The organism is Acinetobacter sp. 231_lipA, from assembly GCF_058243005.1.
The window spans coordinates 1789590-1813517 of sequence record NZ_JBZAYU010000001.1; the positions used below are offsets into that span (position 1 = coordinate 1789590).

At 42.9% G+C, this 23928-nt stretch carries 23 protein-coding genes, 5 tRNA genes and 3 pseudogenes; 29 read left to right on the forward strand and 2 right to left on the reverse strand.

Translation table 11 applies throughout. The annotated features are described in order from the left end of the window. Positions 1-153 precede the first annotated feature (153 nt). Together abuO and phoU are read left to right on the forward strand one after the other, a co-directional pair. Positions 154-1482 carry a multidrug efflux outer membrane protein AbuO gene (gene abuO / locus AC4CUX_RS08780; protein WP_201953297.1) on the forward strand — a complete coding sequence of 443 codons (1329 nt, stop codon included), beginning with the start codon at positions 154-156 and terminating at the stop codon, positions 1480-1482. Between the two features lie 90 nt (positions 1483-1572). Then, a complete protein-coding gene (gene phoU, locus AC4CUX_RS08785; RefSeq protein ID WP_004692799.1) occupies positions 1573-2289 on the forward strand; it encodes a phosphate signaling complex protein PhoU in 717 nt (238 codons plus the stop codon). 403 nt (positions 2290-2692) lie between these two features. On the opposite strand, the gene AC4CUX_RS08790 is transcribed toward phoU, so the two are convergent. Further along, entirely contained in the window at positions 2693-2965 is a 273-nt protein-coding gene (locus tag AC4CUX_RS08790; RefSeq protein ID WP_004692798.1) for an oxidative damage protection protein, read from the reverse strand. Positions 2966-2977: 12 nt separating this feature from the next. Next, entirely contained in the window at positions 2978-4411 is a 1434-nt protein-coding gene (gene argH, locus AC4CUX_RS08795; protein WP_279691118.1) for an argininosuccinate lyase, read from the reverse strand. Here argH and AC4CUX_RS08800 point away from each other — a divergent pair. The 27 genes and pseudogenes from AC4CUX_RS08800 (at position 4402) to rplA (ending at position 23703) form a co-directional block, all read left to right on the forward strand. Beyond that, positions 4402-5556 (forward strand): sensor histidine kinase, encoded by a 1155-nt coding sequence (locus AC4CUX_RS08800; protein WP_279691117.1) that lies wholly within the window; start codon positions 4402-4404, stop codon positions 5554-5556. The genes argH and AC4CUX_RS08800 overlap by 10 nt on opposite strands. Before the next feature lie 51 nt (positions 5557-5607). After that, complete coding sequence (locus AC4CUX_RS08805; protein ID WP_005400987.1) at positions 5608-6348, forward strand: LytR/AlgR family response regulator transcription factor; 741 nt, start codon at positions 5608-5610, stop codon at positions 6346-6348. Positions 6349-6466: 118 nt separating this feature from the next. Continuing rightward, positions 6467-7387 (forward strand): hydroxymethylbilane synthase, encoded by a 921-nt coding sequence (gene hemC, locus AC4CUX_RS08810; protein ID WP_005400986.1) that lies wholly within the window; start codon positions 6467-6469, stop codon positions 7385-7387. A gap of 12 nt (positions 7388-7399) precedes the next feature. Continuing rightward, the gene (locus AC4CUX_RS08815; RefSeq protein WP_419282452.1) at positions 7400-8179 is read left to right on the forward strand and encodes a uroporphyrinogen-III synthase; all 780 of its coding nucleotides are present in this window, start codon (positions 7400-7402) and stop codon (positions 8177-8179) included. Beyond that, positions 8176-9018, forward strand: a complete 843-nt coding sequence (locus AC4CUX_RS08820; protein WP_005400984.1) for a hypothetical protein — start codon at positions 8176-8178, stop codon at positions 9016-9018. The genes AC4CUX_RS08815 and AC4CUX_RS08820 overlap by 4 nt, the downstream gene beginning before the upstream one ends. Before the next feature lie 4 nt (positions 9019-9022). After that, a complete protein-coding gene (locus AC4CUX_RS08825) occupies positions 9023-10216 on the forward strand; it encodes a hypothetical protein (RefSeq protein ID WP_005400983.1) in 1194 nt (397 codons plus the stop codon). Positions 10217-10223: 7 nt separating this feature from the next. Beyond that, a pseudogene (locus tag AC4CUX_RS08830) lies at positions 10224-10352 on the forward strand (acyl-CoA thioesterase); the annotation flags it as partial. Positions 10353-10439: 87 nt separating this feature from the next. After that, positions 10440-10844, forward strand: coding sequence for a transposase family protein (locus AC4CUX_RS08835; protein ID WP_017395860.1), 405 nt, complete (start codon positions 10440-10442; stop codon positions 10842-10844). 37 nt (positions 10845-10881) lie between these two features. Continuing rightward, a pseudogene (locus AC4CUX_RS08840) lies at positions 10882-11274 on the forward strand (transposase family protein); the annotation flags it as partial. Positions 11275-11313: 39 nt separating this feature from the next. After that, a pseudogene (locus AC4CUX_RS08845) lies at positions 11314-11604 on the forward strand (acyl-CoA thioesterase); the annotation flags it as partial. 151 nt (positions 11605-11755) lie between these two features. Further along, positions 11756-12079, forward strand: coding sequence for an H-NS histone family protein (locus tag AC4CUX_RS08850; RefSeq protein WP_004692786.1), 324 nt, complete (start codon positions 11756-11758; stop codon positions 12077-12079). A gap of 197 nt (positions 12080-12276) precedes the next feature. Continuing rightward, the gene (gene gspN / locus AC4CUX_RS08855) at positions 12277-12987 is read left to right on the forward strand and encodes a type II secretion system protein N (RefSeq protein ID WP_039890329.1); all 711 of its coding nucleotides are present in this window, start codon (positions 12277-12279) and stop codon (positions 12985-12987) included. After that, complete coding sequence (locus AC4CUX_RS08860; protein WP_039890327.1) at positions 12987-13811, forward strand: type II secretion system protein N; 825 nt, start codon at positions 12987-12989, stop codon at positions 13809-13811. Before gspN ends, AC4CUX_RS08860 begins: the two co-directional genes overlap by 1 nt. Before the next feature lie 39 nt (positions 13812-13850). Next, positions 13851-16211, forward strand: a complete 2361-nt coding sequence (gspD, locus tag AC4CUX_RS08865; protein WP_490792340.1) for a type II secretion system secretin GspD — start codon at positions 13851-13853, stop codon at positions 16209-16211. A gap of 87 nt (positions 16212-16298) precedes the next feature. Further along, complete coding sequence (locus tag AC4CUX_RS08870) at positions 16299-17057, forward strand: FHA domain-containing protein (protein WP_490792341.1); 759 nt, start codon at positions 16299-16301, stop codon at positions 17055-17057. A gap of 85 nt (positions 17058-17142) precedes the next feature. Further along, on the forward strand, positions 17143-17811 hold the full coding sequence (locus AC4CUX_RS08875) for an HAD-IA family hydrolase (protein WP_004692778.1): 669 nt from the start codon (positions 17143-17145) through the stop codon (positions 17809-17811). A gap of 112 nt (positions 17812-17923) precedes the next feature. After that, positions 17924-19417 (forward strand): anthranilate synthase component I, encoded by a 1494-nt coding sequence (trpE, locus tag AC4CUX_RS08880; protein ID WP_004692777.1) that lies wholly within the window; start codon positions 17924-17926, stop codon positions 19415-19417. Positions 19418-19515: 98 nt separating this feature from the next. Beyond that, positions 19516-19591 (forward strand) — tRNA-Thr (locus tag AC4CUX_RS08885). A gap of 54 nt (positions 19592-19645) precedes the next feature. After that, positions 19646-19729 (forward strand) — tRNA-Tyr (locus tag AC4CUX_RS08890). Positions 19730-19770: 41 nt separating this feature from the next. Beyond that, a tRNA-Gly gene (locus AC4CUX_RS08895) sits at positions 19771-19846 on the forward strand. A gap of 17 nt (positions 19847-19863) precedes the next feature. Beyond that, positions 19864-19938, forward strand: a tRNA-Thr gene (locus tag AC4CUX_RS08900). A 146-nt stretch (positions 19939-20084) separates the two neighbouring features. Further along, positions 20085-21275, forward strand: a complete 1191-nt coding sequence (gene tuf / locus AC4CUX_RS08905) for an elongation factor Tu (RefSeq protein WP_004692776.1) — start codon at positions 20085-20087, stop codon at positions 21273-21275. Between the two features lie 48 nt (positions 21276-21323). Beyond that, positions 21324-21399: transfer RNA gene (locus tag AC4CUX_RS08910), tRNA-Trp, on the forward strand. Positions 21400-21475: 76 nt separating this feature from the next. Then, a complete protein-coding gene (gene secE, locus AC4CUX_RS08915; protein WP_004692774.1) occupies positions 21476-21916 on the forward strand; it encodes a preprotein translocase subunit SecE in 441 nt (146 codons plus the stop codon). A gap of 7 nt (positions 21917-21923) precedes the next feature. After that, positions 21924-22457, forward strand: coding sequence for a transcription termination/antitermination protein NusG (gene nusG, locus AC4CUX_RS08920; RefSeq protein WP_004692772.1), 534 nt, complete (start codon positions 21924-21926; stop codon positions 22455-22457). A 118-nt stretch (positions 22458-22575) separates the two neighbouring features. After that, positions 22576-23004: a 50S ribosomal protein L11 gene (rplK, locus tag AC4CUX_RS08925; protein WP_004668262.1), complete on the forward strand. Its 429-nt coding sequence runs from the start codon at positions 22576-22578 to the stop codon at positions 23002-23004. Positions 23005-23007: 3 nt separating this feature from the next. Next, a complete protein-coding gene (rplA, locus tag AC4CUX_RS08930) occupies positions 23008-23703 on the forward strand; it encodes a 50S ribosomal protein L1 (protein WP_004692770.1) in 696 nt (231 codons plus the stop codon). The last annotated feature ends 225 nt before the right edge of the window (positions 23704-23928 follow it).

Consider the following 23928-nt stretch of genomic DNA (forward strand, 5'->3'; position numbering starts at 1 on the left):
TGTGACACTGTTTAATATTTACTTCATAATGAACAAATTAGTGGGCGCTATTGTAACCAGTGCAATAAAAAATATACGAAAAAAATGACAACCCGTTTTAGTATAGCGTTGCTCAGAACGAGGCCAGTGAGGCGGAAAGGTTGACTGAAAACAATGAAGATTAAATGTATCCTAGCCAGCTGTGTGTTGTTTTTCGCGCCGTGGAGTCATGCCTTGGATTTGGTCGACGCTTTACAACGCGCCAAAGTCAATGATCCCAACTGGCAAGCCAATTTACTCCAATATGAAGCAGATCAACTCAATTTAGGCATTGCACAAGGCAATTTACTACCTACCATTGGTCTGTCTGGGAATGTGACTCGAAAAAATCAACCCATTGGGCAGGTGAGTTCGGTTCTTTCCATGCCCGATACGACCACCACCAAACAAGTGGCGATTACGGCGCGCCAACCCCTTTTTCGTTGGGATGCGTGGGAAGGGTTGAAACAAGTCAAGACCTCCCTCAGTTTAAGTGAAGTCAATTTACAGCTACAGCGACAGCAACACATTTTAGCGGTGACGGAAGCCTATTTTAATGTACTGCGCCAACAAAGTTTAACCGCAGCCAATTTACAAGAAGAACGGGCTCTACTTGAGCAACTGAATATGATGAATGCCAAACTCAGAGAGGGTTTGGTGGCAAAAAGTGATGTGAGTGAAGCCAATGCACAATTCCAAAGCGCACAGGCCAACCGCATTGCGACGCATGTACAACTGGTCTTGGCGCAGGAACAACTGGCGCAAATTATCGGGCCTTATCAAGAAAACTTGGCAGTGCTACGTGAAGACTTTCAGTTTCAAAAACCTTATCCCGCAGAGCTTTCGGCATGGACCAATTTAGCTCTCGCACAGAACTTAGGCATTCAGCAGGCACGTTTACAGCAGCGCTATGCTGAAGATCAAAAACGGGTTGAACAAGCTGCGTTGTATCCGCAAATTGAAGCTGTGGGAAGCTATGGTTATAGTGAGCAGACTCCTGAGAATATTATGTCGGCCAAAGGCAACTTTGATCAGATTGGTATTGAGATGAATTGGAATGTCTATACGGGAGGGAGAACCAAGAAGTCGATTCAAAAAGCTGCCGTCAACGTCAAAAAATCTGAAGCCGAATTGGATGCCGCTATCCGTAAAGCCAATACAGAGGTGAAAAAGTCCTATTTACAAGTAGAAACAGACCAAGCCAAGTTGCAAGCACGTAAAGCTGCCATGGAATCATCCAGCCTCGTCTCTCGTGCCTCACAAGCGCAGTATCAAGAAGGTTTAAAAACTATGGTCGATGTTTTACTGGCACAGCGCAACGCCTTTTCGGCCAAGCAAGATTATGTCAATACCAAGTATGACTACCTGATCAATGTCTTGCATTTAAAGGCATCTGTGGGTAAGTTGACTGAACAAGATATTCAAGAAATGAATGCATGGTTGGTGGACAAAGCACGCTTATAAAATGGGCGTTGTCATCAAATCTTCATAATTGATATGCTTTAATATCGCTCAATCTTTAGTCCCTCATGATGTTGCTGTGGAGTACGTCCTTTGCCAAATAGTCCTGTTTTAAACCATCACATTTCTTCGCAATTCAACGAAGATTTGCAGGATGTGAACACCAAATTTATGACCATGGGTGGTTTGGTAGAGCAACAAGTGGCAAATGCAATTCATGCGCTACTCGACACTGATGCCAACTTAGCGGTCGATGTCCAGTTTAAAGACAATGCGGTGAATCAGCTCGAACGTGAAATTGATGAGGCCTTGACCTTGATTTTGGCGCGTCGTCATCCTGCTGCGATTGATTTGCGTATGGTAATTGCGATGTCGAAAGCCAATACCGACCTAGAGCGTATTGGTGATGAAGCGGCGAAAATTGCTCGTATTGCGCAAAGCTTATGTGAAGATGGCGAATCCCCTCGCGGTTATATGGAAACGCGTCATATTGGTAACCAAGTCCGTGTCATGATTCATGATGCCCTAGACGCTTTTGCACGCTTAGATGCAGAACAAGCGCTACGTGTGATGATGGCCGATGCTGATATTGACCGTGAATATCAATCTGCAACGCGTACTTTGATGACTTATATGATTGAAGACCCGCGTCATATTGCCCGTGTGATTAATGTGATGTGGGTATTGCGTTCATTAGAACGGATTGGCGATCATGCGCGTAATATCTCTGAACAAGTGATTTACATGGTGAAAGGTTTGGATGTACGTCATACCAGTTTTGAAGAAGTTGAAAAACATATCCAAAAATAAAAAAAGCGAAACTTATTTTTCAAGCACAACTTCGGTTGTGCTTTTTAATGGTTGCTTAATTTTCGGATAAAAAAAATCTCAGACTTTGGGGGAAATCTGAGACTAAAATCGGGGATATTTATCGTTATCGATAAGAGGTTTCCCTCTATCCTTGAATGCCATTATAGGAAAGATGTTTTTCTGCGTCATGTAGGTTCTTGTAGTGTAATGTTGAGTTTTGCAATGGTTGTGTAGCGCTATGTTTACACTTAATTATTTAGATACAAATAGCTGTTCTATAGTCTGATTGAGTCATTAATATGTCATCTATTTGGGGTTTGGTCATCCCTGTGCTTGGATAGAACATTGTATGAATAAAAAGAAAAGCCCCGATGTCGGAGCTTTTCAAATGTGCAACGCTTTATCACGCCTCAGGCTTTAAGCCTTCTGCTTTTTCTAAGCTTTCATCATTGTTAAAGAACTTCTCACGTTGTTCTTCAAGAAACTTTTTCGCATCAGGTTCAAACACATTTAAGCGTTTTTCATTGATTAAAGTGGTTTGGTGCTTTAACCATTCTCCCCAAGCTTGCTTGGAGATGTTTTCAAAAAGTTCTTGGCCTTTTGCACCAGGAAACGGTGCAAAGTCTAAACCTTCCATTTCTGTTTGATATTTACGGCAAAAAACTTGTCGAGTCATATCTAGACGTCCTTATTGAGCATAAAGTTTTTCTAAACGCGCATGGGCACGTTCAATGGCAGCTTCGACTTGCGCAGGTGCAGTTCCACCAATGTGGTTACGTGCATTGACTGACGCTTCAAGGGTTAGTGCTTTTTCAAATACATCCGCTTGAATTAAGTCAGAGAACTGTTGAAGTTGTTCTAAAGTTAATTCAGAAAGATCTTTTGACTCTTGAACACCTAAAGCAACAGCTTTACCCACAATTTCATGTGCATCACGGAAAGCCACGCCATTTTTCACAAGGTAATCAGCCAAGTCAGTTGCGGTTGAGAAACCACGCAGCGCTGCTTCACGCATGATGTCGATGTTTGGCACCAAAGCAGGAATCATGTCTGCAAAAGCCATGAGCGAGCCACGCACGGTATCAATCGCATCAAACAACGGTTCTTTGTCTTCTTGGTTGTCTTTGTTATACGCCAACGGTTGACCTTTCATCAGTGTTAACAAACTCATCAAGTCGCCATAGACACGGCCTGTTTTACCACGCACTAACTCAGGCACATCTGGATTTTTCTTTTGTGGCATGATTGAAGAGCCAGTACAGAAACGGTCTGGAATGTTTACAAACTTAAACTGTGCAGACGTCCAAAGAATCAGTTCTTCTGACATACGTGATAAGTGCATCATGATCAGAGAAGCCGCAGCATTGAATTCAATACCGAAGTCGCGATCAGATACTGCATCGAGTGAGTTTTCAGAAACCGCTTCAAAACCCAGTAACTCTGCTGTAAATGCGCGGTCGATTGGGTAAGTGGTACCCGCAAGTGCTGCTGAACCTAAAGGCATACGGTTAGTACGTTTACGACAGTCAATGAGACGCTCAGAGTCACGTACTAACATTTCAAACCATGCCAACAGATGGTGACCAAAAGTCACGGGCTGTGCCGTTTGTAAGTGGGTGAAGCCCGGCATAATGGTATGTGTGTTTTGCGCAGCAATACTCAAAATACCTTTTTGTAATTTTTTTAGTAATTCTAAAATGGCATCGATCTCATCGCGGACATAGAGGCGAATATCGGTTGCCACTTGGTCATTACGGCTACGACCGGTATGGAGCTTTTTACCTGTGATGCCAATCCGTTGAGTTAAACGCGACTCAATGTTCATGTGCACATCTTCTAGGTCAATACGCCATTGGAACTGACCCGCTTCGATTTCAGCTTGAATGGTGTTTAAGCCATTGATGATGTCATCGCGTTCTTGTTCAGTCAGAACGCCAACTTTTGCAAGCATGGTCGCATGAGCAATAGAACCTGCAATATCTTGTTTATAAAAGCGTTGGTCAAATTGTACAGATGCTGTAAATTCAGCAACAAAGGCATCAGTAGCTTCAGAGAAACGACCGCCCCACATACCCGAAGTTTGGGCTTGTGACGGATTTGAGGAATTAGAAGATGTGGTCATGTCGGCTCAATAAGATAAAAAGCGGTAGAACTCGCATGAGTATAACAAATTCAAGACAACTTGCCGAAGTTCAAGATGCGCAAAGTTTAACTTCCAGCATGGCTAAGCCAAATATCTCTTATTTATTTAGTAAAATCGTGCAATGGCCGCATTTGTTGGAATTATTTGTAGGTGGAAATTTGTTGGCCATGCTGTTGGCTTTGGCCGAGGCGCAGTCTTGGTCAAACTTGGTGTTTGAGCATGTACTCGGTTATATGCTTTACATCAATTGGGTTTTGTTGTCTTTTGCTGCGCTGATGCAATATGGACAAAAAAAGTTGCAAGATTTGAGTCTCGGTATGACTTTATTGTCAGGCTTTTTTCTATTGCAGATCATTGTGTTGGTGACCACGCTCAGCCTTAATATACTGATCTTCTTTGGAGCTAATTTTAGTTTCAATGGTTTGACTTCAGCCATCTTATGGAATGATGTGGCTTTGCATTTGGGCTATGGCTTGCTGTTAGGCAGCTTTTGTTTTCGTTATTTGTACCTAAGAGAGCAATGGTTTAGGCAGCAAAACAGTGAGCTGAATGCACGGGTGCAGGCCATGCAAGCCCGTATCCACCCGCATTTTTTGTTTAATAGTTTAAACAATGTGATTAGCTTGATCGCGATTGACCCAGATAAAGCCGAACAGATGTTGCTCAATCTATCGCGTCTGTTTAGAGCCAGTTTCCAAGAGTTAAAACTGGTCAAGCTCAGTGATGAAATTGAGTTGTGTCAGCGTTATTTGGCGATTGAGCAAATTCGTTTGGGGGATCGTTTACAGGTTGAATGGAAAATCGAGCATGCCGAATTATGTCAGCAGGTACAAATTCCACTATTAACTTTACAACCTTTACTTGAAAATAGTATTTTTCATGGTGTTGAAAAATTTTTAACTAAGAGTACGATAAGTGTACTGATTGAAATATTGCAAAATCAAGTTAATATCGTCATAACTAACCCATTTACAAAGGAAACAATTCATAAACGACAAGGACATGGTATTGCCATTGAAAATGTGAAGCAGCGTCTAGAGGCATATTTTGGGCGAACTGTGAGCTTTCAAACCTATGCAGGGGAGGGAATGTATACCACTGTTGTGCAGTATCAATATAAATAAGCCGCAGTGAACCTATAAAAATAAACAAGGTGACTGTTGGGGAGGAGATAAATGGACATCCTAATTTGTGATGATGAGCCTTTAGCAATCGAACGTTTGTCTAGATTGGTGAGTCAGCTCGGACATCAAGTGGTGGCAACAGCCTCACATGGTCAACAAGCAATTGAATTAACTCAACAATATGAACCAGATGTGGTACTTTTAGATATTCAAATGCCAGAAATGGATGGTTTGACCTGTGCGCATTATTTGCGCCAACTTGAACCGATGCCTGCTTTGGTGTTTTGTACAGCTTATGATGAACATGCGCTCGATGCATTTAAGTCACATGCTGAAGGTTATTTATTAAAACCAGTGATGCAACAGGAATTGCAACAGGTGCTTGGTCACCTCACTAAATTAACCCAAGCTCAAATGAGCGAGATAAAACAAAAAGAAAATATGGATGAATTTAACATAAAGCGACATCAAATCGCAGCGAAAACCTATCGTGGTGTGGAATTGGTTCCCATTGAAAATATTTACTATTTTTTGGCGGATCAAAAATATGTCACGGTACGCCACAAAAACGGCAGTGTCTTAATTGATGAAACCTTAAAAGACTTAGAGCATGAGTTTGGGGAGGCCTTTATTCGTATTCACCGTAATGCCTTGGTTTCAGTTCACTTTTTAGAAGGGCTTGAAGTGGTCAACTCTGGGCAGTATCAAGTGCGTTGCCGTGAGTTAGATGAGCGCCTAGCAGTGAGTCGACGGCATTTACCGGGCTTGCGAGAGCGCTTACATAAGCTTTAGCACGCCAATTAAATGGCTCTGCTGCTGATGAGACGGGGGTGCTTTGGGCTGAATACATTTCCAATGGGGTAAATTCAGTTTAAGATAGTTTCATTCTTATTGGCACATACTAAAATTTATGAAAACCCTAAAGATCGCTACTCGACAAAGCCCGCTTGCTCTTTGGCAAGCTGAACATATTCGTGCTCGTTTAGAAGCACTGCATGCGGGGCTCACAGTAGAGTTGGTGACTTTTGTTACCCAAGGGGACAAAATTTTAGATACGCCATTGGCAAAAATTGGTGGCAAAGGTTTATTTGTCAAAGAGCTTGAAGCAGCTTTGTTGGATGGTCGTGCTGATTTGGCGGTGCATTCGATGAAAGATGTTCCGATGGCTTTGCCTGAAGGTTTGTCGCTGGCCGTCATTTGTGAGCGTGAAGATCCTTTAGATGCTTTTGTATCGAATAGTTATGTGAGTTTTGATGCATTGCCACAAGGAGCAAAGGTCGGCACTTCGAGTTTACGCCGTAAATGCCAAATTTTAAAGCAACGACCTGACCTAGACATTATCGACTTACGAGGCAACGTGGGAACACGTTTATCTAAGCTAGATGCGGGTCAGTACGATGCTATTATTTTGGCAAGTGCTGGATTAAAACGCTTGGGGTTGGCAGAACGTATCTGTCATACCATTCGACCAGAGTTGAGTTTACCTGCCGTGGGTCAGGGCGCTTTAGGGTTAGAGTGTCGTGCAAATGATCAAGCGGTATTGGATTTAATCCATCCTTTATTACATATAGACACTGATACCTGTGTTCGCGCTGAACGTGCTTTCAATGCTTATCTTGAAGGTGGATGTCAGGTACCCATTGCAGGCTATGCTACTTTAGCAGACAACCGCATTCAGCTCGAAGGGCGTGTGGGGAGTGTCGATGGGCAAACGCTCCTCAAAGCACAAGTGGCGGGTGATGCCGCTGAAGCTGAGCATTTGGGTGTTGTCCTTGCACAAGAGTTATTGGCTCAAGGTGCAGGCGACTTACTCAAAGCCTTTTATCACTAATATGTCTTAACGATGCTGTTTATTAATACGCGCCCTGTTGATCGCGCGGCAAGCCTCACGATGGCACTAGAGCAACAGGCTGTTGAGGTCTATCCATTGCCGTTACTGGAGTTGTTGCCTAGAGCATGGAGTCATGACCTAGAGCGCTTGTATCAGCAGCTAGTGTACACCCAAGTGATTGTGGTGGTCAGCCCTAGTGCTGTGCAGTTTGGTATGGCACATTTGCTGCAAAGCGGTTTAACGGTGTCTGATTTACAGCATATTCAATGGATTGCGGTTGGACAAAAAACAGCGCAGGCCCTGGCTGAATATGGTTTGGATAGTGTGGTGCCTAAGGTGGAAACCTCTGAAGGGATGTTACAACTGCCTGTTTTGCAGAACTTGGCCAGCGATGCGAGCATTGCGTTTTGGCGTGGAGAAGGTGGGCGTCAGTTTATGATGGACACTTTAATGCAACACGGGTGTCTTATACTGAACTTTGTTTTGTATGAGCGTCGCTGTCCAAATGAAACGATGCAGCAACAGGCTGAATTAATTCAATGTTTATCAGAACATAATGATTATGTTGCACTGATCAGCAGTGAGGCCAGTTGGCTGAATTGGTTAGCTCTGCTGGACACAAATATTCAGCTCCTGCAAAAGGGACACTTTTTGGTGTTGGGTGAGCGTTTGGCACAGATCTTGAAGCAGTATCAACAGCAAATGCATGTGTCGTTTAAAATGAGTGTACTGAAAGATTTAAAGACAGCCACGATTGTACAGTTGTTACAAAGTGAGCAAGGGAACGCATGAAGAAGATTCTTATCATTGTATTGATGGCTGCATTAGCGTGGATTGCGAAGCTAAGTTATGACGTGTGGGGGCTGAGTACGCAGCAAGCCACTTTGCTCAATGAAATGCACCAAATCGAACAGCGCAGCGCCAATTTGAACGATCAAGTCGTGGCTATGCAGCGTCAAAAAGAAACTTTGAAACAAGACCCAACAGCAGCGAAGGTGACGAGTAGCCAACCCGCCGAATTGGTGGTTGAGGGCATTGATCCAATTTTGTTTATCAAGCAACAGCTGGACTTGGTTGAGTTTGCCTTAAAGCAACAGCAGTATGTGGTGGCCACCGATAAGCTGGCTTTTTTAGATATGCAGCTTGAAAAATATAACTTGGCTGTGGCGTTGAAGCAAAGTTTGCATCAGGTGATAGCACGAGATATGCAAACCATTCAAAAATTTGTGGCTGAGCGCAATGAGCAGCAAGCGCTGATTAACCGTCAGCTGCAACAGATTGATCAGGCTTTAAGTCGGGAAATACAACAACCTCAGTTAAACACCACGCGCGATACGTCTGAATCCTTTTGGAAGCAATGGTTGAGGCTCGAACCTGCGCAAGCACCTGCAACAGCGTTAATGCAACGACAAATCGTGCTTAAAGAAGCCCAGTTACGCTTATTGTTGGCACGCCAAGCCTTAGCTACAGGGCAATATACCGAATACCAAAAAGACTTAACCGAAGTGACGCTGTTGATCCAACAACTTCCAGACCCTAAAGCCAAAGAGCTGCTGAAACAGCTGAATAAGCTGAAAACATTGGTGGTTGTCCCAACGCCTATTTTAACTACGCGTGCATTGTTGGGGTAATGGAATGAAACAAATACTGATTGCTTATGGCTTGGTAAGTTTAATTGCAATTGCCGCGTTGAGTGTCTTGAGTTATGGACATGGTGCGGGTTATGTCTATGTGTTTTGGCATGACTGGCAGTTACAAACCAATCTCTGGATCGTATTTATTGCGCTAGCACTGCTTAGTTTTAGCTTGCATTTGGTTTGGTTGGGGCTAAAACGCTATCTCAGTCGAGAAAAACGCAAAGCGGAAACTGTTTTTGATTTTAAAAGTTTGCATCCTTATGAACAACTGGCTGTGATTTGGTTGTTGGATGCAGGCCGAGATCAACAAGCCTTTATTCAAAATGCCTTCGCGCAGTCGGGCTTGCTCAAAAGTATTATCGATGCACGTTTATATTTGATGCAGGAGCAGTTCCCTGAAGCCTTAAGCGCCTTGAGCCAAAGCAATGCCATGGCTTTTGAGTTGGCTGAACTGCAGCGTATTGAACTGTTTTTAGCACAAGAAGATGCAGAACAGGCTTTAACCCATCTAGAGTTTCTCAATCAACATGAACTTTCACCTTGGCTTAAAGATGTGCAAACCGCTTATGAAGCGTGTTTAAAAGAGCTATGGGGGCGTTTTGCGATTCAGTTTCCATGGCTGTATTTACGCTCAACCCAATATGGTCATTTAGATCAAGATGTGAAAAAAGCATGGCTGAAGCGTTTGTTGATAAAATTTGATCAAGCCAATTATGAAAATTTAGAGGATTTAAAACAACGTTATTTGGACTTGTCTGATCAGATTTTCAGCCGCAGTTATGATGTTCAACTGCTGTGGCTTAAGTTATTAGCACGTATGCCAGACATGAGTGAACAGCACGAACACTTGTCGATTTATTTGCTCAATCAGCAGTTTAATTCGGAAGTATTTTATTTGTGGTTCCAGCAGCAACTTTTGAAACAGCAACCCGATTATATGGACTTGCAGCAACACATTGAAGCATGGGAAGCGAAGTATACGAGTGTGCCGGTTTTGAGTTTTGCCAAGTGGCATATTTATACTGCTTTAGGCATGCAAGAGCAGGCAGATGCGTTATTAAGTTTATATCCCGATAATGTATTAATGAACTATTTAAGAATCAAATCGACTTTAAATGGTGATGAAGATTTAATTAAACAGTTAAATTTAATTTTTGAAAATAATGCAAATTTTGTAGAAATGAAAATATAGGTGCATAATGCAGAGCGTTTTAGATTACCCATTGGTTTATACTCAACACGTGGCTTGGGGAGATATGGATGCCTTTGGTCATGTTAATAATGTCATGTATTATCGTTATGTTGAAAGTGCGCGTTTGGCGTATATTAGACTTCCGTCATAAATCAAAAAACGTACAATTTATTTGATCTTAAATTAATCAGCAAAATTATTTAATTCAAGGGATAATCCTTGGATGAAATTCAAAGATATTCAAAAATTATCAGACGTTAAGTTTCGTAGGCTTACCGGTGTTAGTTGGGCTACATTTAACCTCATGTTGGCCGAGCTAAATAAGCATTTACCTCGTCATATTGGTAAAGGACGACCGCATAAATTACCGTTGGAAGATCGTTTGCTCTTATGTATAGAATATTGGAGAGAATATCGAACATTTTTCCATCTTGGTATGAGTTACGGTGTATCTGAAACGAGTGCAATTCGTATCACACGTGTTATTGAAGATACCTTAATCGGTTCTGGAAAATTTAACTTGCCAAAACAACTTCCTAATCGAGATGAAGTGGATTGGGAAGTTGTTGTGATTGATGCCACTGAAATATTAGTTCAACGTCCAAAAAAAACAGAAGAAATGGTATAGCGGTAAAAAAAAGCGACATACCTTTAAATTTCAGCTATCTATGCACTATACAACAGGTGAAATACTGAGTGTATGTGGAAGTCATGGAAGCATGCATGATTTTAAAATATTTAAAAAAAGCATGAGGAAATTAAAATTTAAGCCCTTTTTTATTGTTGATAAGGGGTATTTAGGGATAAAGAAATTGGGTTTTGGATGCCTCATGCCATCTAAAGCAAAGAAAACTGAAAAACTAGATTCTGAATTAAAAAAGTTAAATAGAGAGATTGGTCGTAGACGAATTCAAGTAGAGCATGTATTTGGAAGGATGAAATGTTTTAAGATTTTATCTTGTGTATATAGAAATCGTCGTAAAAGATTAAACCTGCGGTTTAATTTACTTGCTGGCATATACAATTTAGATTGGGTGAAAGATAAACAATTAAATTGATTGAAAAATGATTTATGAAGGAAGTCTATTGAACATACAGATATTTTATCTGCGGATGTACTGACCGTTGTTGCATCAAATCAGTGCAAATATTTAAAACCAGTATTTTATCCAGACCAATTAAAAATTAGTGCACGTATTGAAGAACTCAGAAATAGTGCATTTCGTATGCACTATTTATTATGGAGTGAACAGCAACAAGCATTAGTTGCAGAAGCAGAAGCGGTCATTGTTTGTGTCGATAAAACCAATATGCAGAAAACATTAATTCCTGAACTGGTGCGTCAAAAACTCAAAGAATTTGAGTTAACGGTCGGTCATCAAATATAAATATCTTTTTATTTATTTTAAAAGTCGCTAGACTATATAAATACTGTCTAAGTATTGTTGTTTAAGTCATGGATGAGTTGAGTCTTTGGTCTAATCAAAATATTATTAAATAGACTCAGTAAATAAAATGTTGATTAATGGAGTTAATGTAATGCCAGATATTAGTAATTTATCCGTAGAAGAGTTAAAGCGTCTACAAATCGAAGCGGAAGCTTTAATTGCATCTAAAAAAGATCAAGCAATTGAAGATGCTTATACCCAAATTAACGCGATTGCGGAAAATGTAGGTTTAAGCATTGAACAAATTTTAGAGTTTGGCGCGACTAAGCGTAAAAAAGGCACACGTAAGTCGGTTGAACCGCGTTACCGTAACAAAGGCAATGCTGCTGAGACATGGACTGGCCGTGGTAAGCAACCACGTTGGTTAGTGGCTCAGTTAGAAAAAGGTGCGAAGCTTGAAGATTTTCTAATCTAAGTCATCACCTTGTCACAGATGTGACATAAACTCAAAAAACCAAGCATCATCTGCTTGGTTTTTTTTATAGTTAAAGTTTGGTGTTGTTGTAAAATTATGCATAATGTCTATCAAAGAAAGACAAGAAATGAAGCAAGGAAGAATAATTGAAAGTTCGTGGTGGGAGAATCACAAAACCTAAATACATCACGTGGTGGATGTTTGCAGTCATTGCCTTTTTAATTTTTGTTCTGCTGCAAATTCCTGCGGCATGGCTCATTGCAAAATTTTATAAAAACAACCAAGTTTTACATAACGTCAGCGGTAATATTTGGCATGGACAGGCTGATTGGCAAACTGGAAAATTGCGTGGAACTGTGCTTTGGACCACCCGACCTTTAGATTTACTGCTCCTTCGTGCAGGTGCCAATCTCGAAATTTATAGTGCCAATACCAAGCTTGAAGGCGTTTTGGCCTATGGGTTTGGGAAAAAAATAATGGTGCGTGATTTAAACGGACAAATTGCACCCGAAACGTTAAAGTCGTTGGCCAATTGGCAATGGCCGAGTAATGCGATTCAGTTACAAGAAATTGATTTTAACTATAAAAAAGAGCAAGGATTTGACCAAGTGAATGGGGGAATACAATGGGCAGGCGGCGAACTCATGTATATCTTTGCGCAGCGCCCACAACAAATGCAGATTCCATCGTTGGCGGGTCGTTTGTCGCAGGAGCAAAATAAGCTGATAGTCGATTTACGCGATCAACGACAACAAAAACTGATGAACCTGACCATCGACCCAAGTCTGATGTTGGATGTGCAATTAACCCAGCGTCTCATGTTGAATGTCCCGTCATATCAAGGCAAAGCAGGCCTAGATAGTTATGTGGTGAGTTCACGTCAGCCTTTACTTAGTGGGGGTTTTTGATGGGTTTTGATCTGCAAAAATTACCAGAGCTGAATCTCAAACAGTTTGAACGTATAGCACCACTGTGCTTAATGCTTTTGATCTTGGCGCTATGCTGGAAGTTGGCTGGCTTATTTTGGCTTTGGGTGGCGCCACCACAAGTTATGCAAATGCCACGCGTTGAATTGGGTTCGCAGCAACCTCAAGTTCCGAATATTACCAATTTTGCGTTATTTGCAGAGCAAAGTAAGAATCCCGCAGATGATCAGCTCAATTTACAGCTACAAGGGGTGGTGGTTGGACAACCCAGTCAGTTCTCATCTGCTGTGATTAAGGCAAATAATGTAGCAGAGCGCTATCGGGTGGGGGAAAACATCGAAGGCAGCGCTTATTATTTGTCAGAGGTGTATTGGGATCGCGCGATTCTCAAAAATAACAGTGGGCAAACCCGAGAATTGTTTTTTCAAGGGATTGATAATTTAGATCAGCAAATTGTGCCCCCAGCAACAGCACCCGTTGTAGCGCCTGCTGTGAGTCAAGAGCAGCAAGCATTAGGCCAAGCAGTACAGAACTTACAACAAGATCGTGAGCAATATTTAAAAGATTTGGGTGTAAATACCAATAACACAGGGCAAGGTTATCAAGTCACGGAGCAAACACCAGCTGCACTGCGAAGTCGTTTAGGCTTGCAGGCTGGGGATCAGATTATGTCTTTAAATGGTCAAACGATCGGACAGGGGCAAAACGACGCGCAGTTGTTAGAACGTGCGCGCCGTGAAGGACAAGTAAAAATAGAAGTGAAACGTGGTGATCGTATCATTACGGTACAACAGAATTTTCAGTGATCGAACATCACCAATATTAGTTAGGAATGACTTGGATTTATGGCTTTATTGAATCACCGCCCTGTTTGGGCACTGACAATCGCAGCGCCTTTGCTTGCCATGGTGAGTACAGCCAGCTATGCACAAACGTGGAAAATTAATCTGCGTGATGCGGACTTAACTGCATTTATTAATGAAGTTGCGGATATCACTGGGAAAAACTTTGCAGTTGATCCACGGGTACGCGGCAATGTCACGGTGATTTCAAACAAAGCGTTGAATAAGCAAGAAGTCTACGACTTGTTCTTAGGAGTCTTGAATGTCAACGGTGTGGTCGCGATTCCTTCTGGTCGGACCATTAAAATTGTGCCTGACAGTAATGTCAAAAGCTCAGGCATTCCCTATGATGTTCGTCATCGTGCCACAGGCGATCAGGTTGTGACGCGGGTGATTTGGCTGGAAAACACCAATGCCAATGACTTGATTCCTGCACTACGTCCATTGATGCCGCAGTTTGCGCATTTATCTGCGGTGAATGGCACCAATGCACTGATTGTATCTGATCGCGCCAGCAACATTTATCAGCTTGAGACGATTATTCGTAACTTGGATGGGACGGGACAAAATGACATCGAAGCGGTGTCGTTGCAATCGAGTCAGGCTGAAGAAATGATTGGATTACTAGAAAGTATGAGCGGAACAGGCTCGATCAAAGATTTAAAGGGTTCCAGAATACGAATCATTGCAGATAACCGGACCAATCGGATTATTCTAAAAGGAGATACCGCGACGCGTAAACGTATTCGCCAAATGATCGAGATGCTGGATGTGCCTGCTGCGGAGCGTTTGGGGGGCTTGAAAGTGTTCCGCTTAAAATATGCCAGCGCTAAAAGCTTATCCGAAATTTTACAAGGTTTGGTCTCAGGGCAGGCTGTTAATTCTAGCCAGTCTAACGACAGCAATAACAATAGCAATTCCAGCTATAACCAAAGTAATAGCGCGAGTGAAGGTTCATCTTCACAGATTTCCACCCCAAGTATTAACTTAAATAGCCAGTCCAATCGCAATCAGAACAACATCACCAGCTTTAACAGTAATGGGGTCAGTATTATTGCCGATAGTTCGCAAAATGCACTGGTGGTCAAAGCAGACCCTCAGTTGATGCGTGAAATCGAGTCGGCTATTCAGCAGTTGGATACCCGTCGTCAGCAAGTCCTGATCGAAGCGACTATTCTCGAGGTGGAAGGTAACGATGCCGACCAGTTGGGCGTGCAATGGGCGATGGGTGATTTAAGCAGTGGTGTTGGGATTATCAATTTTGACAATATTGGTTCGAGTCTCAAAAGTATTGCTGCAAACTATTTAACGGGTGGCGGTGCGGGGGCTGCAAGTGCAATTGGCGCGGGTGGTTCGTTAATCCTTGGGGATTATAAAGAAGGCAGTGATGGCTCGCGTCAGTTATATGGCGCGATGATCCAAGCGTTAAAAAGTAATACCAAGTCGAATTTGCTGTCTACACCATCGATTGTCACCATGGACAATGAAGAGGCCTATATTGTCGTGGGGGAAAATGTGCCCTTTGTAACAGGCTCAGTTTCTACCACCTCTTCAGGTACAGCCAATCCTTACACCACCATCGAGCGTAAAGATGTAGGTGTAACGCTTAAGGTAGTGCCGCATATTGGTGAAGCTGGCACCATCCGCTTAGAGATTGAACAAGAAGTCTCGGATGTCAAAGCCAATAAAGGTCAAGCGCAGGATTTGGTCACCAGTAAACGTGCGATTAAAACCTCGGTTTTGGCGGAACATGGCAATACCATCGTTTTAGGTGGCTTGATTTCGGATAATACGTCTTATTCACGCCAATCGATCCCAGGCCTTGGTGCAATACCGGGATTGGGACGTTTGTTCCGCTCAGATGGTAAGTCGGATCAGAAACGCAATTTGCTGGTTTTCATTCATCCGACGATTGTGGGGGATGTGGAGTCTGCGCGTCGCCTTTCTCAGCAGCGCTACAGTCAGCTTTATAGCTTGCAGTTGGCCATGGATAAAGATGGTAGCTTTGCCAAGTTGCCTGAAAATGTCGATGATGTTTTCCAACAGCGTTTGCCTGTGACATCAACCAAACCGACCTTGCCACAATCGTATCAACAGGTACCAAGCAGTCCAACCTCAACGCAGCCGATGGTTGAAACAACGCCTGTGGCCATTGAACCTGCGATTCGTAAACAGCCGATTGCTAGTGTTCCTAAAAATACCACCTCGCGTCAGCTATACCCAATGGTTCAGCCCCAGATTGGCTTGAACTTGATGATGCAAAATGTTCAAGGTGCTCGTGTGGCACACCTGGCACAGGTGGTATCGACAAGCTATTCCATCCCTGAGCGATATACTGAGAATGTCTCGATAGGTTCAGCCTAGCTGTCCTGCCATTCATCTGTGAGGGAAGGTGAAATGGTAAAGAATATTCTCTGTGTTATCATAAATCAGCACATAGAGAGATAAGTCATGACTTGGAAAATACAAGCAATTACTGGCGAATTAACTGGTCAGGAAATTAGCATTGACCGTGATATGTTGGTCGGTCGTCATCAAGCAGCGGATATTTTATTACAACAATCTGAAATTTCGCGTAAACATGCGGCCTTTTTACTGAAAGAACAGGCTTTGTTTTTACAAGACTTGGGTTCTTCAAATGGCACATATGTGAATGATGTGCAAATTGCGGCAGAAACCTTGTTGAAGCAGGGTGATATCGTCCAGTTTGCAAGCTTAAAGTTTTCGGTCTTTGAGCCTGCGAAAGCTTTAGAAGATGTGGTGGCATCGGTAGACGCAGCAACTTTGGGCGCAACTGTGGGCGCAACTGTGGTTGAAACACCGATTAGCCAGCCATCTGAAGCGGTAGCTGCATCAGAAACGGCTCAAGCGGAAGTGAGTGCTGATACGCTTGTTGTTGAGCCAGAACAGCCGAAAACGGCAGCACAGCATATGAACGATCAGGGCATGCCTGAGCTAAAAGAGCGCGATGGTAATGTGAGTTTAACGCGTGATGGTATGCCGCAAAATGTTGGTATTCCGAAACCCGCTCCTATTCCTGCAGGGGTGGATTTGAATGCGCCAAGCAGCGCACCTCAGGTTGAGAATAATGAGGCTACAAAAGCACAGGTTGCCCAAGAGTCTGAAACTCAGAAAAATGCCTCGCTAGGGCTAATCTCGATTATTGTTTTGATTATTTTAGCGATTATTGCTTGGCTGATGTTCAAATAAAACGCAGAGCACACTACAATCAAGGCATGCTCAAGCATGCCTTGATTGTTTTTGGGCAGTAGATGATAAAAAAGGGTGAGGGTGAATGAATATTGCAAATGTGGCACAGCGAGAGGTTTTACTTTTCGATCTAGATGGAACTTTGGTGGATTCAGCAACAGATTTACATCGTGCCATGAATATGAGCCTGAATGCATTGCAACTGCCTACCGTTACTGAAGCACAGGTGCGGGTCTGGGTGGGTAAGGGAACTGCGCTGTTTTGTCAAAGTGCCTTGCAGCATTTAACGGGTAAAGTTGATCCTGCCCAGCAACAACAATTGTTGGATACGTTTTTAAAAATTTATAATGCCGACCCATGTGTAGAAACTCAGCCTTTCGATGGCATTCTTGAGTTTTTAGAATGGGGCTTGGCACAAAAGAAAACCATGATTTGTGTGACCAATAAACCTGAAGCGCCTGCACGCGCCATTGTCGATCATTTAGGTATGAATCATTATTTTACCGATGTCATCGGTGGAGATCGTTTCGAAGAGCGGAAGCCGCATCCGCGTCAATTGTTACACTGTGTTGAACAATATGCGCAAAGCAAAGATCAGGTCTTAATGATTGGGGACTCATCCAATGATGTTGAGGCTGCACGTCGTGCGGGTATTGATTGTGTTGTGGTCAGCTATGGCTATAATCATGGTGAAAATATTTTAGACTGTCAGCCACAGCAAGTGGTGGATAATCTGTGTGAACTGATCGGGTAACTTTGCAAACGAAGGAATGAATATGAGTAAACATATGACTTTTCGATGGCGAAACTCAAACCACTAATTTTAAAAAACTAATCACGCCATATTGAAAAAATAGAGAACACTCATGACAACGCAAACTCAATTCGATCAACTCAAAACAGCAGGGTATAACCTGATTCCAGTCTATCGTCAGCGCTTAGCCGATACTGAGACACCATTGTCGGTCTTTGCTCGCCTGAAAGAGCATAAGCAAGCCTATTTGTTTGAATCTGTGGAAGGTGGGGAGAACTGGGCACGCTATTCTATTATTGGTTTAGGTGAATCTACCGTGTTCTCATGCAACGCGGGTGAGCTGACCATTCAACAAGCCGATGGCACTATAGAAAATCAACCTTGTACAGATCCTTTCCAATTTATTCGAGATTTTCAGTCGCAGTATAAAGTACCTACTCAAGCTGATTTACCTGCTCTGCCAAGCTTTACAGGGGGCTTGGTGGGCTACTTTGGTTATGATGCGGTACGTTATATTGAACCGCGTTTAAATAATGCGCCAGAAGCAGATCCAGTGGGTTTGCCTGATATTTGGATGATGTTGTCTAAAACAGTGATTGTGTTTGATAACTTAAAAGATACGCTATTCCTGATCGTGCATGTCGATGTAGTTGACGCAGATGCGTATAGCCAAGCCCAGCAGCAACTGGATGTTTTGGAAGATTTGCTCGCAACGCCAATTAGTTTAAAAGCCACGCCGCATACTGCACCGCATTTTGAGTCACTCACGGGCAAAGCAAAATTCTTAGAATCGATTGAAACGGTGAAAGAGTATATTCGTGCGGGCGATGTGATGCAGGTGGTACCAGGGCATCGTATGGTCTCTGACTTTGATGGTGAACCTTTACAAGTCTATCGGGCGCTACGTCATTTGAACCCATCGCCTTATTTGTTCTTGGTGCAAGGGCAAACTTTGGAAAATAATCAGCCTTTTCATATTGTCGGTTCTTCCCCTGAAATTTTATCTCGCCTTGAAAATGGGATTGCAACCGTACGTCCGCTGGCAGGTACGCGACCGCGTGGTAAAACCAAAGAAGAAGATTTAGCACTTGAACAAGACTTGCTGTCGGATGAAAAAGAGATTGCTGAACATTTAATGCTGATTGACTTGGGGCGAAATGATGTCGGTCGCGTCTCGAAAATTGGCAAAGTGCAAGTGACTGATCAAATGGTGATCGAACGTTATTCACATGTCATGCATATTGTTTCCAATGTGCAAGGCGAAGTTCGTGATGATGTGGATGCCTTGGATGTTTTTAAAGCAACTTTTCCCGCAGGCACACTTTCAGGTGCACCAAAAATTCGTGCGATGGAAATTATTGACCAAGTAGAGCCCGTAAAACGTGGAATTTTTGGTGGTGCTGTTGGTTATTTAGGCTGGCATGGTGAAATGGACATGTCGATTGCGATTCGTACCTGCGTTATTCGTGAAAATAAGGTCTATGTTCAGGCAGGAGCGGGGCTTGTTTATGACTCAAATCCTGAATCTGAGTGGAATGAAACCCAAATAAAAGCTCGCGCAGTGATCAAAGCGGTTGAATTATCGTCAAACGGATTGATTTTGTGAGTTTTTGACGTTTTTTTTGAAAAAAACACTTGCAAGGATTTTGAGTTTTGCTAAACTGCACACCGTTCCGATACGAAACGTACGAAACACTAAGAAACGCCGGCATAGCTCAGTTGGTAGAGCAACTGACTTGTAATCAGTAGGTCCACAGTTCGAATCCGTGTGCCGGCACCATCTTAGAGAGTTGAGTGAGTTAAGTAAAGAACGACACTGAAGTAAGTGTAAAATGGTGAGGTTCCCGAGCGGTCAAAGGGGGCGGACTGTAACTCCGCTACGAAAGTTTCGAAGGTTCGAATCCTTCCCTCACCACCAATTTTAAGACTTCAAGAAAGTGGTCTTTGTACCAACATCGTGCGGGAGTAGCTCAGTTGGTAGAGCGGTAGCCTTCCAAGCTACATGTCGCGAGTTCGACCCTCGTCTCCCGCTCCATTTGAAGTTTTATATTTGCTCTTATAGCTCAGTGGTAGAGCACTCCCTTGGTAAGGGAGAGGTCTCGAGTTCAAATCTCGATAAGAGCTCCAGATTACAGTTTAGTAGAATTTCTACAAATTTTTAAAGAAGCAGGCTTATTAGTCTGCTTTTCAAGTATTTGGTGTTTGATTTTTTAGGCGATGTGTCGATACTGAGTTGTTTATACCTGTGTTCGACGTAAACGAGGAAGATGAGCATGGCTAAGGCTAAGTTTGAACGTAATAAGCCACACGTTAACGTGGGCACAATCGGTCACGTTGACCATGGTAAAACAACTTTAACAGCTGCAATTGCAACTGTATGTGCGAAGAAATTCGGTGGTGAAGCGAAAGACTACGCTGCAATTGACTCTGCACCAGAAGAAAAAGCACGTGGTATTACAATTAATACTTCACACGTAGAATACGATTCTCCAACTCGTCACTACGCACACGTAGACTGCCCGGGCCACGCCGATTATGTTAAAAACATGATTACTGGTGCTGCTCAGATGGACGGCGCGATCCTTGTATGTGCTGCGACTGATGGTCCAATGCCACAGACTCGTGAACACATCCTTCTTTCTCGTCAGGTTGGTGTACCTTACATTCTTGTATTCCTTAACAAGTGTGACCTTGTTGATGATGAAGAACTTCTTGAATTAGTAGAAATGGAAGTTCGTGAACTTCTTTCTACTTATGACTTCCCAGGTGATGACACTCCAGTTATCCGTGGTTCAGCTCTTCTTGCACTTAACGGTGACGCTGGTCAGTATGGCGAAGAAGCAGTTGTTGCGCTTGTTGACGCACTTGACACTTACATTCCAGAGCCAGTACGTGCAATCGACCAAGCATTCTTAATGCCAATCGAAGACGTATTCTCTATTTCTGGTCGTGGTACAGTAGTAACTGGCCGTGTAGAAACTGGTATTGTGAAAGTAGGCGAATCAGTTGAAATCGTTGGTATCCGTGATACTCAAGTAACTACAGTTACTGGCGTAGAAATGTTCCGTAAATTGCTTGACGAAGGTCGTGCGGGCGAGAACTGTGGTGTTCTTCTACGTGGTACTAAGCGTGAAGACGTACAACGTGGTCAAGTACTTGCTAAACCAGGTGCAATCAAGCCACACACTAAATTCGATGCAGAAGTATACGTACTTTCTAAAGAAGAAGGTGGTCGTCACACTCCATTCCTTAACGGTTACCGTCCACAGTTCTACTTCCGTACAACTGACGTAACTGGCGCGATCAAATTACAAGATGGCGTTGAAATGGTTATGCCTGGTGACAACGTAGAAATGTCAGTAGAATTAATCCACCCAATCGCAATGGACCCAGGTCTACGTTTTGCGATCCGTGAAGGTGGTCGTACAGTTGGTGCTGGTGTAGTTGCTAAAGTAACTGCATAATTATAAAATAAAATTACAAATTGGGGTTTCGGCTCCAATTTGTTTTGCAGGTCAGTAGTTCAATTGGTAGAGCGTCGGTCTCCAAAACCGAATGTTGGGGGTTCGAGTCCCTCCTGGCCTGCCAACTTTTTTATAAAAGACGCTTGATGTCGGCAAAACTGGTCATATAATAAGTCGCGAAACCTACGACGAGTACAAAAATGTCGAATGAAAAATTACGCGACGCACAAAGCGACGCGGCAATCCCTCAAAGAAATAATTCTGCTGAAGTAGTTAAATCTGGTTCTCCCCTAGACGTCGTCTTATGGATTATCGCATTGATTTTATTAATTGGTGCGACCATGGTGAATCAGCACCTACCAGCGTATTGGGCACCAGCCAACGATATCTGGGTGCGCGTTGGGGTAATTTTGGCTTGTATCATCGTGGCATTCGGTTTATTATACGCCACCCATCAAGGCAAAGGCTTTGCTCGTTTGTTGAAAGACTCACGAATTGAGCTGCGTCGAGTGACTTGGCCAACGAAGCAAGAGACCATGACCACATCTTGGCAGGTGCTTGCGGTTGTAGTTGTTGCATCCATTTTATTATGGTGTTTTGACTACATTTTGGGCTGGTTAATGAAGTTTATTATCGGGTAAGAGAGCTATGAAACGTTGGTACATTATTCATGCCTATTCAGGTTATGAAAAACAAGTGATGCGTTCACTTAATGATCGAATCCAGCGTAGCGCTGTAGCCGATAGCTTTGGTGAAGTCCTTGTTCCTACCGAAGAAGTGGTAGAAATGAAGGATGGTAAGAAACGTAAATCTGAACGTAAGTTCTTTCCAGGCTATGTATTGGTCGAAATGGAAATGAATGATGAAACTTGGCACATTGTTAAAGAATGTCCAAAAGTTTTAGGTTTTATTGGTGGTACGGCTGAGAAACCGGCGCCAATTACCCAACGTGAAGCAGATGCGATTCTTGCTCGTGTACGCAATACTGGTGAAGCACCACGTCCGAAGACGATGTTTGAACCAGGCGAAGAATTACTCGTAATTGACGGTCCATTCACAGACTTTAAAGGTGTGGTGGAAGAAGTTCTATACGAAAAGTCACGTTTAACGTTGACCATTAATGTATTTAATCGACCAACTCAGGTTGAGCTGGAATTTCGCCAAGTCGAAAAATCAGTTTAATTCGAAGTGGTTGAAAAACGCCTGGCTTATTTATAAGTCAGGCATTGTTGTTGTAACGGTATCGTTACTTAGAAATTGGGGAGCCTTCATCGGCGTTTGTACCCAGAGGTAATTTGAAATGGCTAAGAAGATTGACGGCTATATCAAGCTGCAAGTTCCAGCTGGTAAAGCGAATCCATCTCCACCGATTGGTCCTGCATTGGGTCAACGTGGTGTTAACATCATGGCATTCTGTAAAGAATTCAATGCTGCGACACAAAAACTTGAAGTTGGTTTACCAATTCCAGTCGTGATCACTGTGTACAACGACAAGTCGTTCACATTCATCATGAAAACTCCTCCTGCATCTATTCTTCTTAAGAAAGCTGCTGGTATCCAAAAGGGTTCTGCTGTACCTAACAAAACTAAAGTTGGTAAGTTGACTCGTGCTCAATTGGAAGAAATCGCGACTACTAAAGAACCAGATTTAACTGGTGCTGATTTAGACGCACGTGTTCGTACCATCGCTGGTTCTGCACGTTCTATGGGCTTGGAAGTGGAGCTATAAGACATGGCAAAGTTAACTAAACGTCAAAAAGCCATTGCTGCTGCTATTGAAGCAAACAAAGTTTACACTTTAGAAGAAGCAGTAGCTGTTCTTGCTGGTCTTCCTGCTGCGAAATTCAAAGAATCTTTGGATGTTGCGGTAAACCTAGGTGTTGACCCTCGTAAATCTGACCAAGTTGTTCGTGGCGCGACTACACTTCCTGCAGGTACTGGTAAAACTGTACGTGTAGCTGTGTTTGCTCAAGGCGCTGCTGCTGAAGCTGCTAAAGCTGAAGGCGCAGACATCGTTGGTTTTGATGACCTTGCTGAAAGCATTCAAGCGGGTAACCTTGACTTTGACGTAGTAATTGCTGCTCCTGATGCAATGCGCGTTGTGGGTAAGTTGGGTACGATTCTTGGTCCACGTGGCTTAATGCCAAACCCTAAAGTGGGTACTGTAACTCCTGACGTAGCTGGTGCAGTTAAAAATGCAAAAGCTGGTCAAGCACGTTACCGTGTAGACAAAGCGGGTATTATCCACGCTGCGATCGGTCAAGTAGATTTCTCTGCTGAAGCTGTTCGTCAAAACGTTGAAACTTTGATTGCAGACTTGAAAAAGTTAAAGCCTGCGACATCTAAAGGTGTATACATCAAAAAGATCACTTTGAGCTCAACTATGGGTCCTGGTCTTGTTGTTGATGTAAGCAACGTTTCTAACTAAGTTTTACTTAGACAGAATTTTAAAGCCCTGAGTAAAAATCAAAGCGCTGCTTTGATTTTTACGCAAGAAACGCTCTGTCGTATATTGCAAACTTAGGCAAACTTTGAATTGGTAAATGTAGATTTATCAGCGTCAAAGACCTCAGGCGAGAGTAATTTCGATTACTTTCTTAATTTCCCAGCCTGAGTAGACGCGGTGGTGTGATTTGTTCATCCTCCGCGTGTA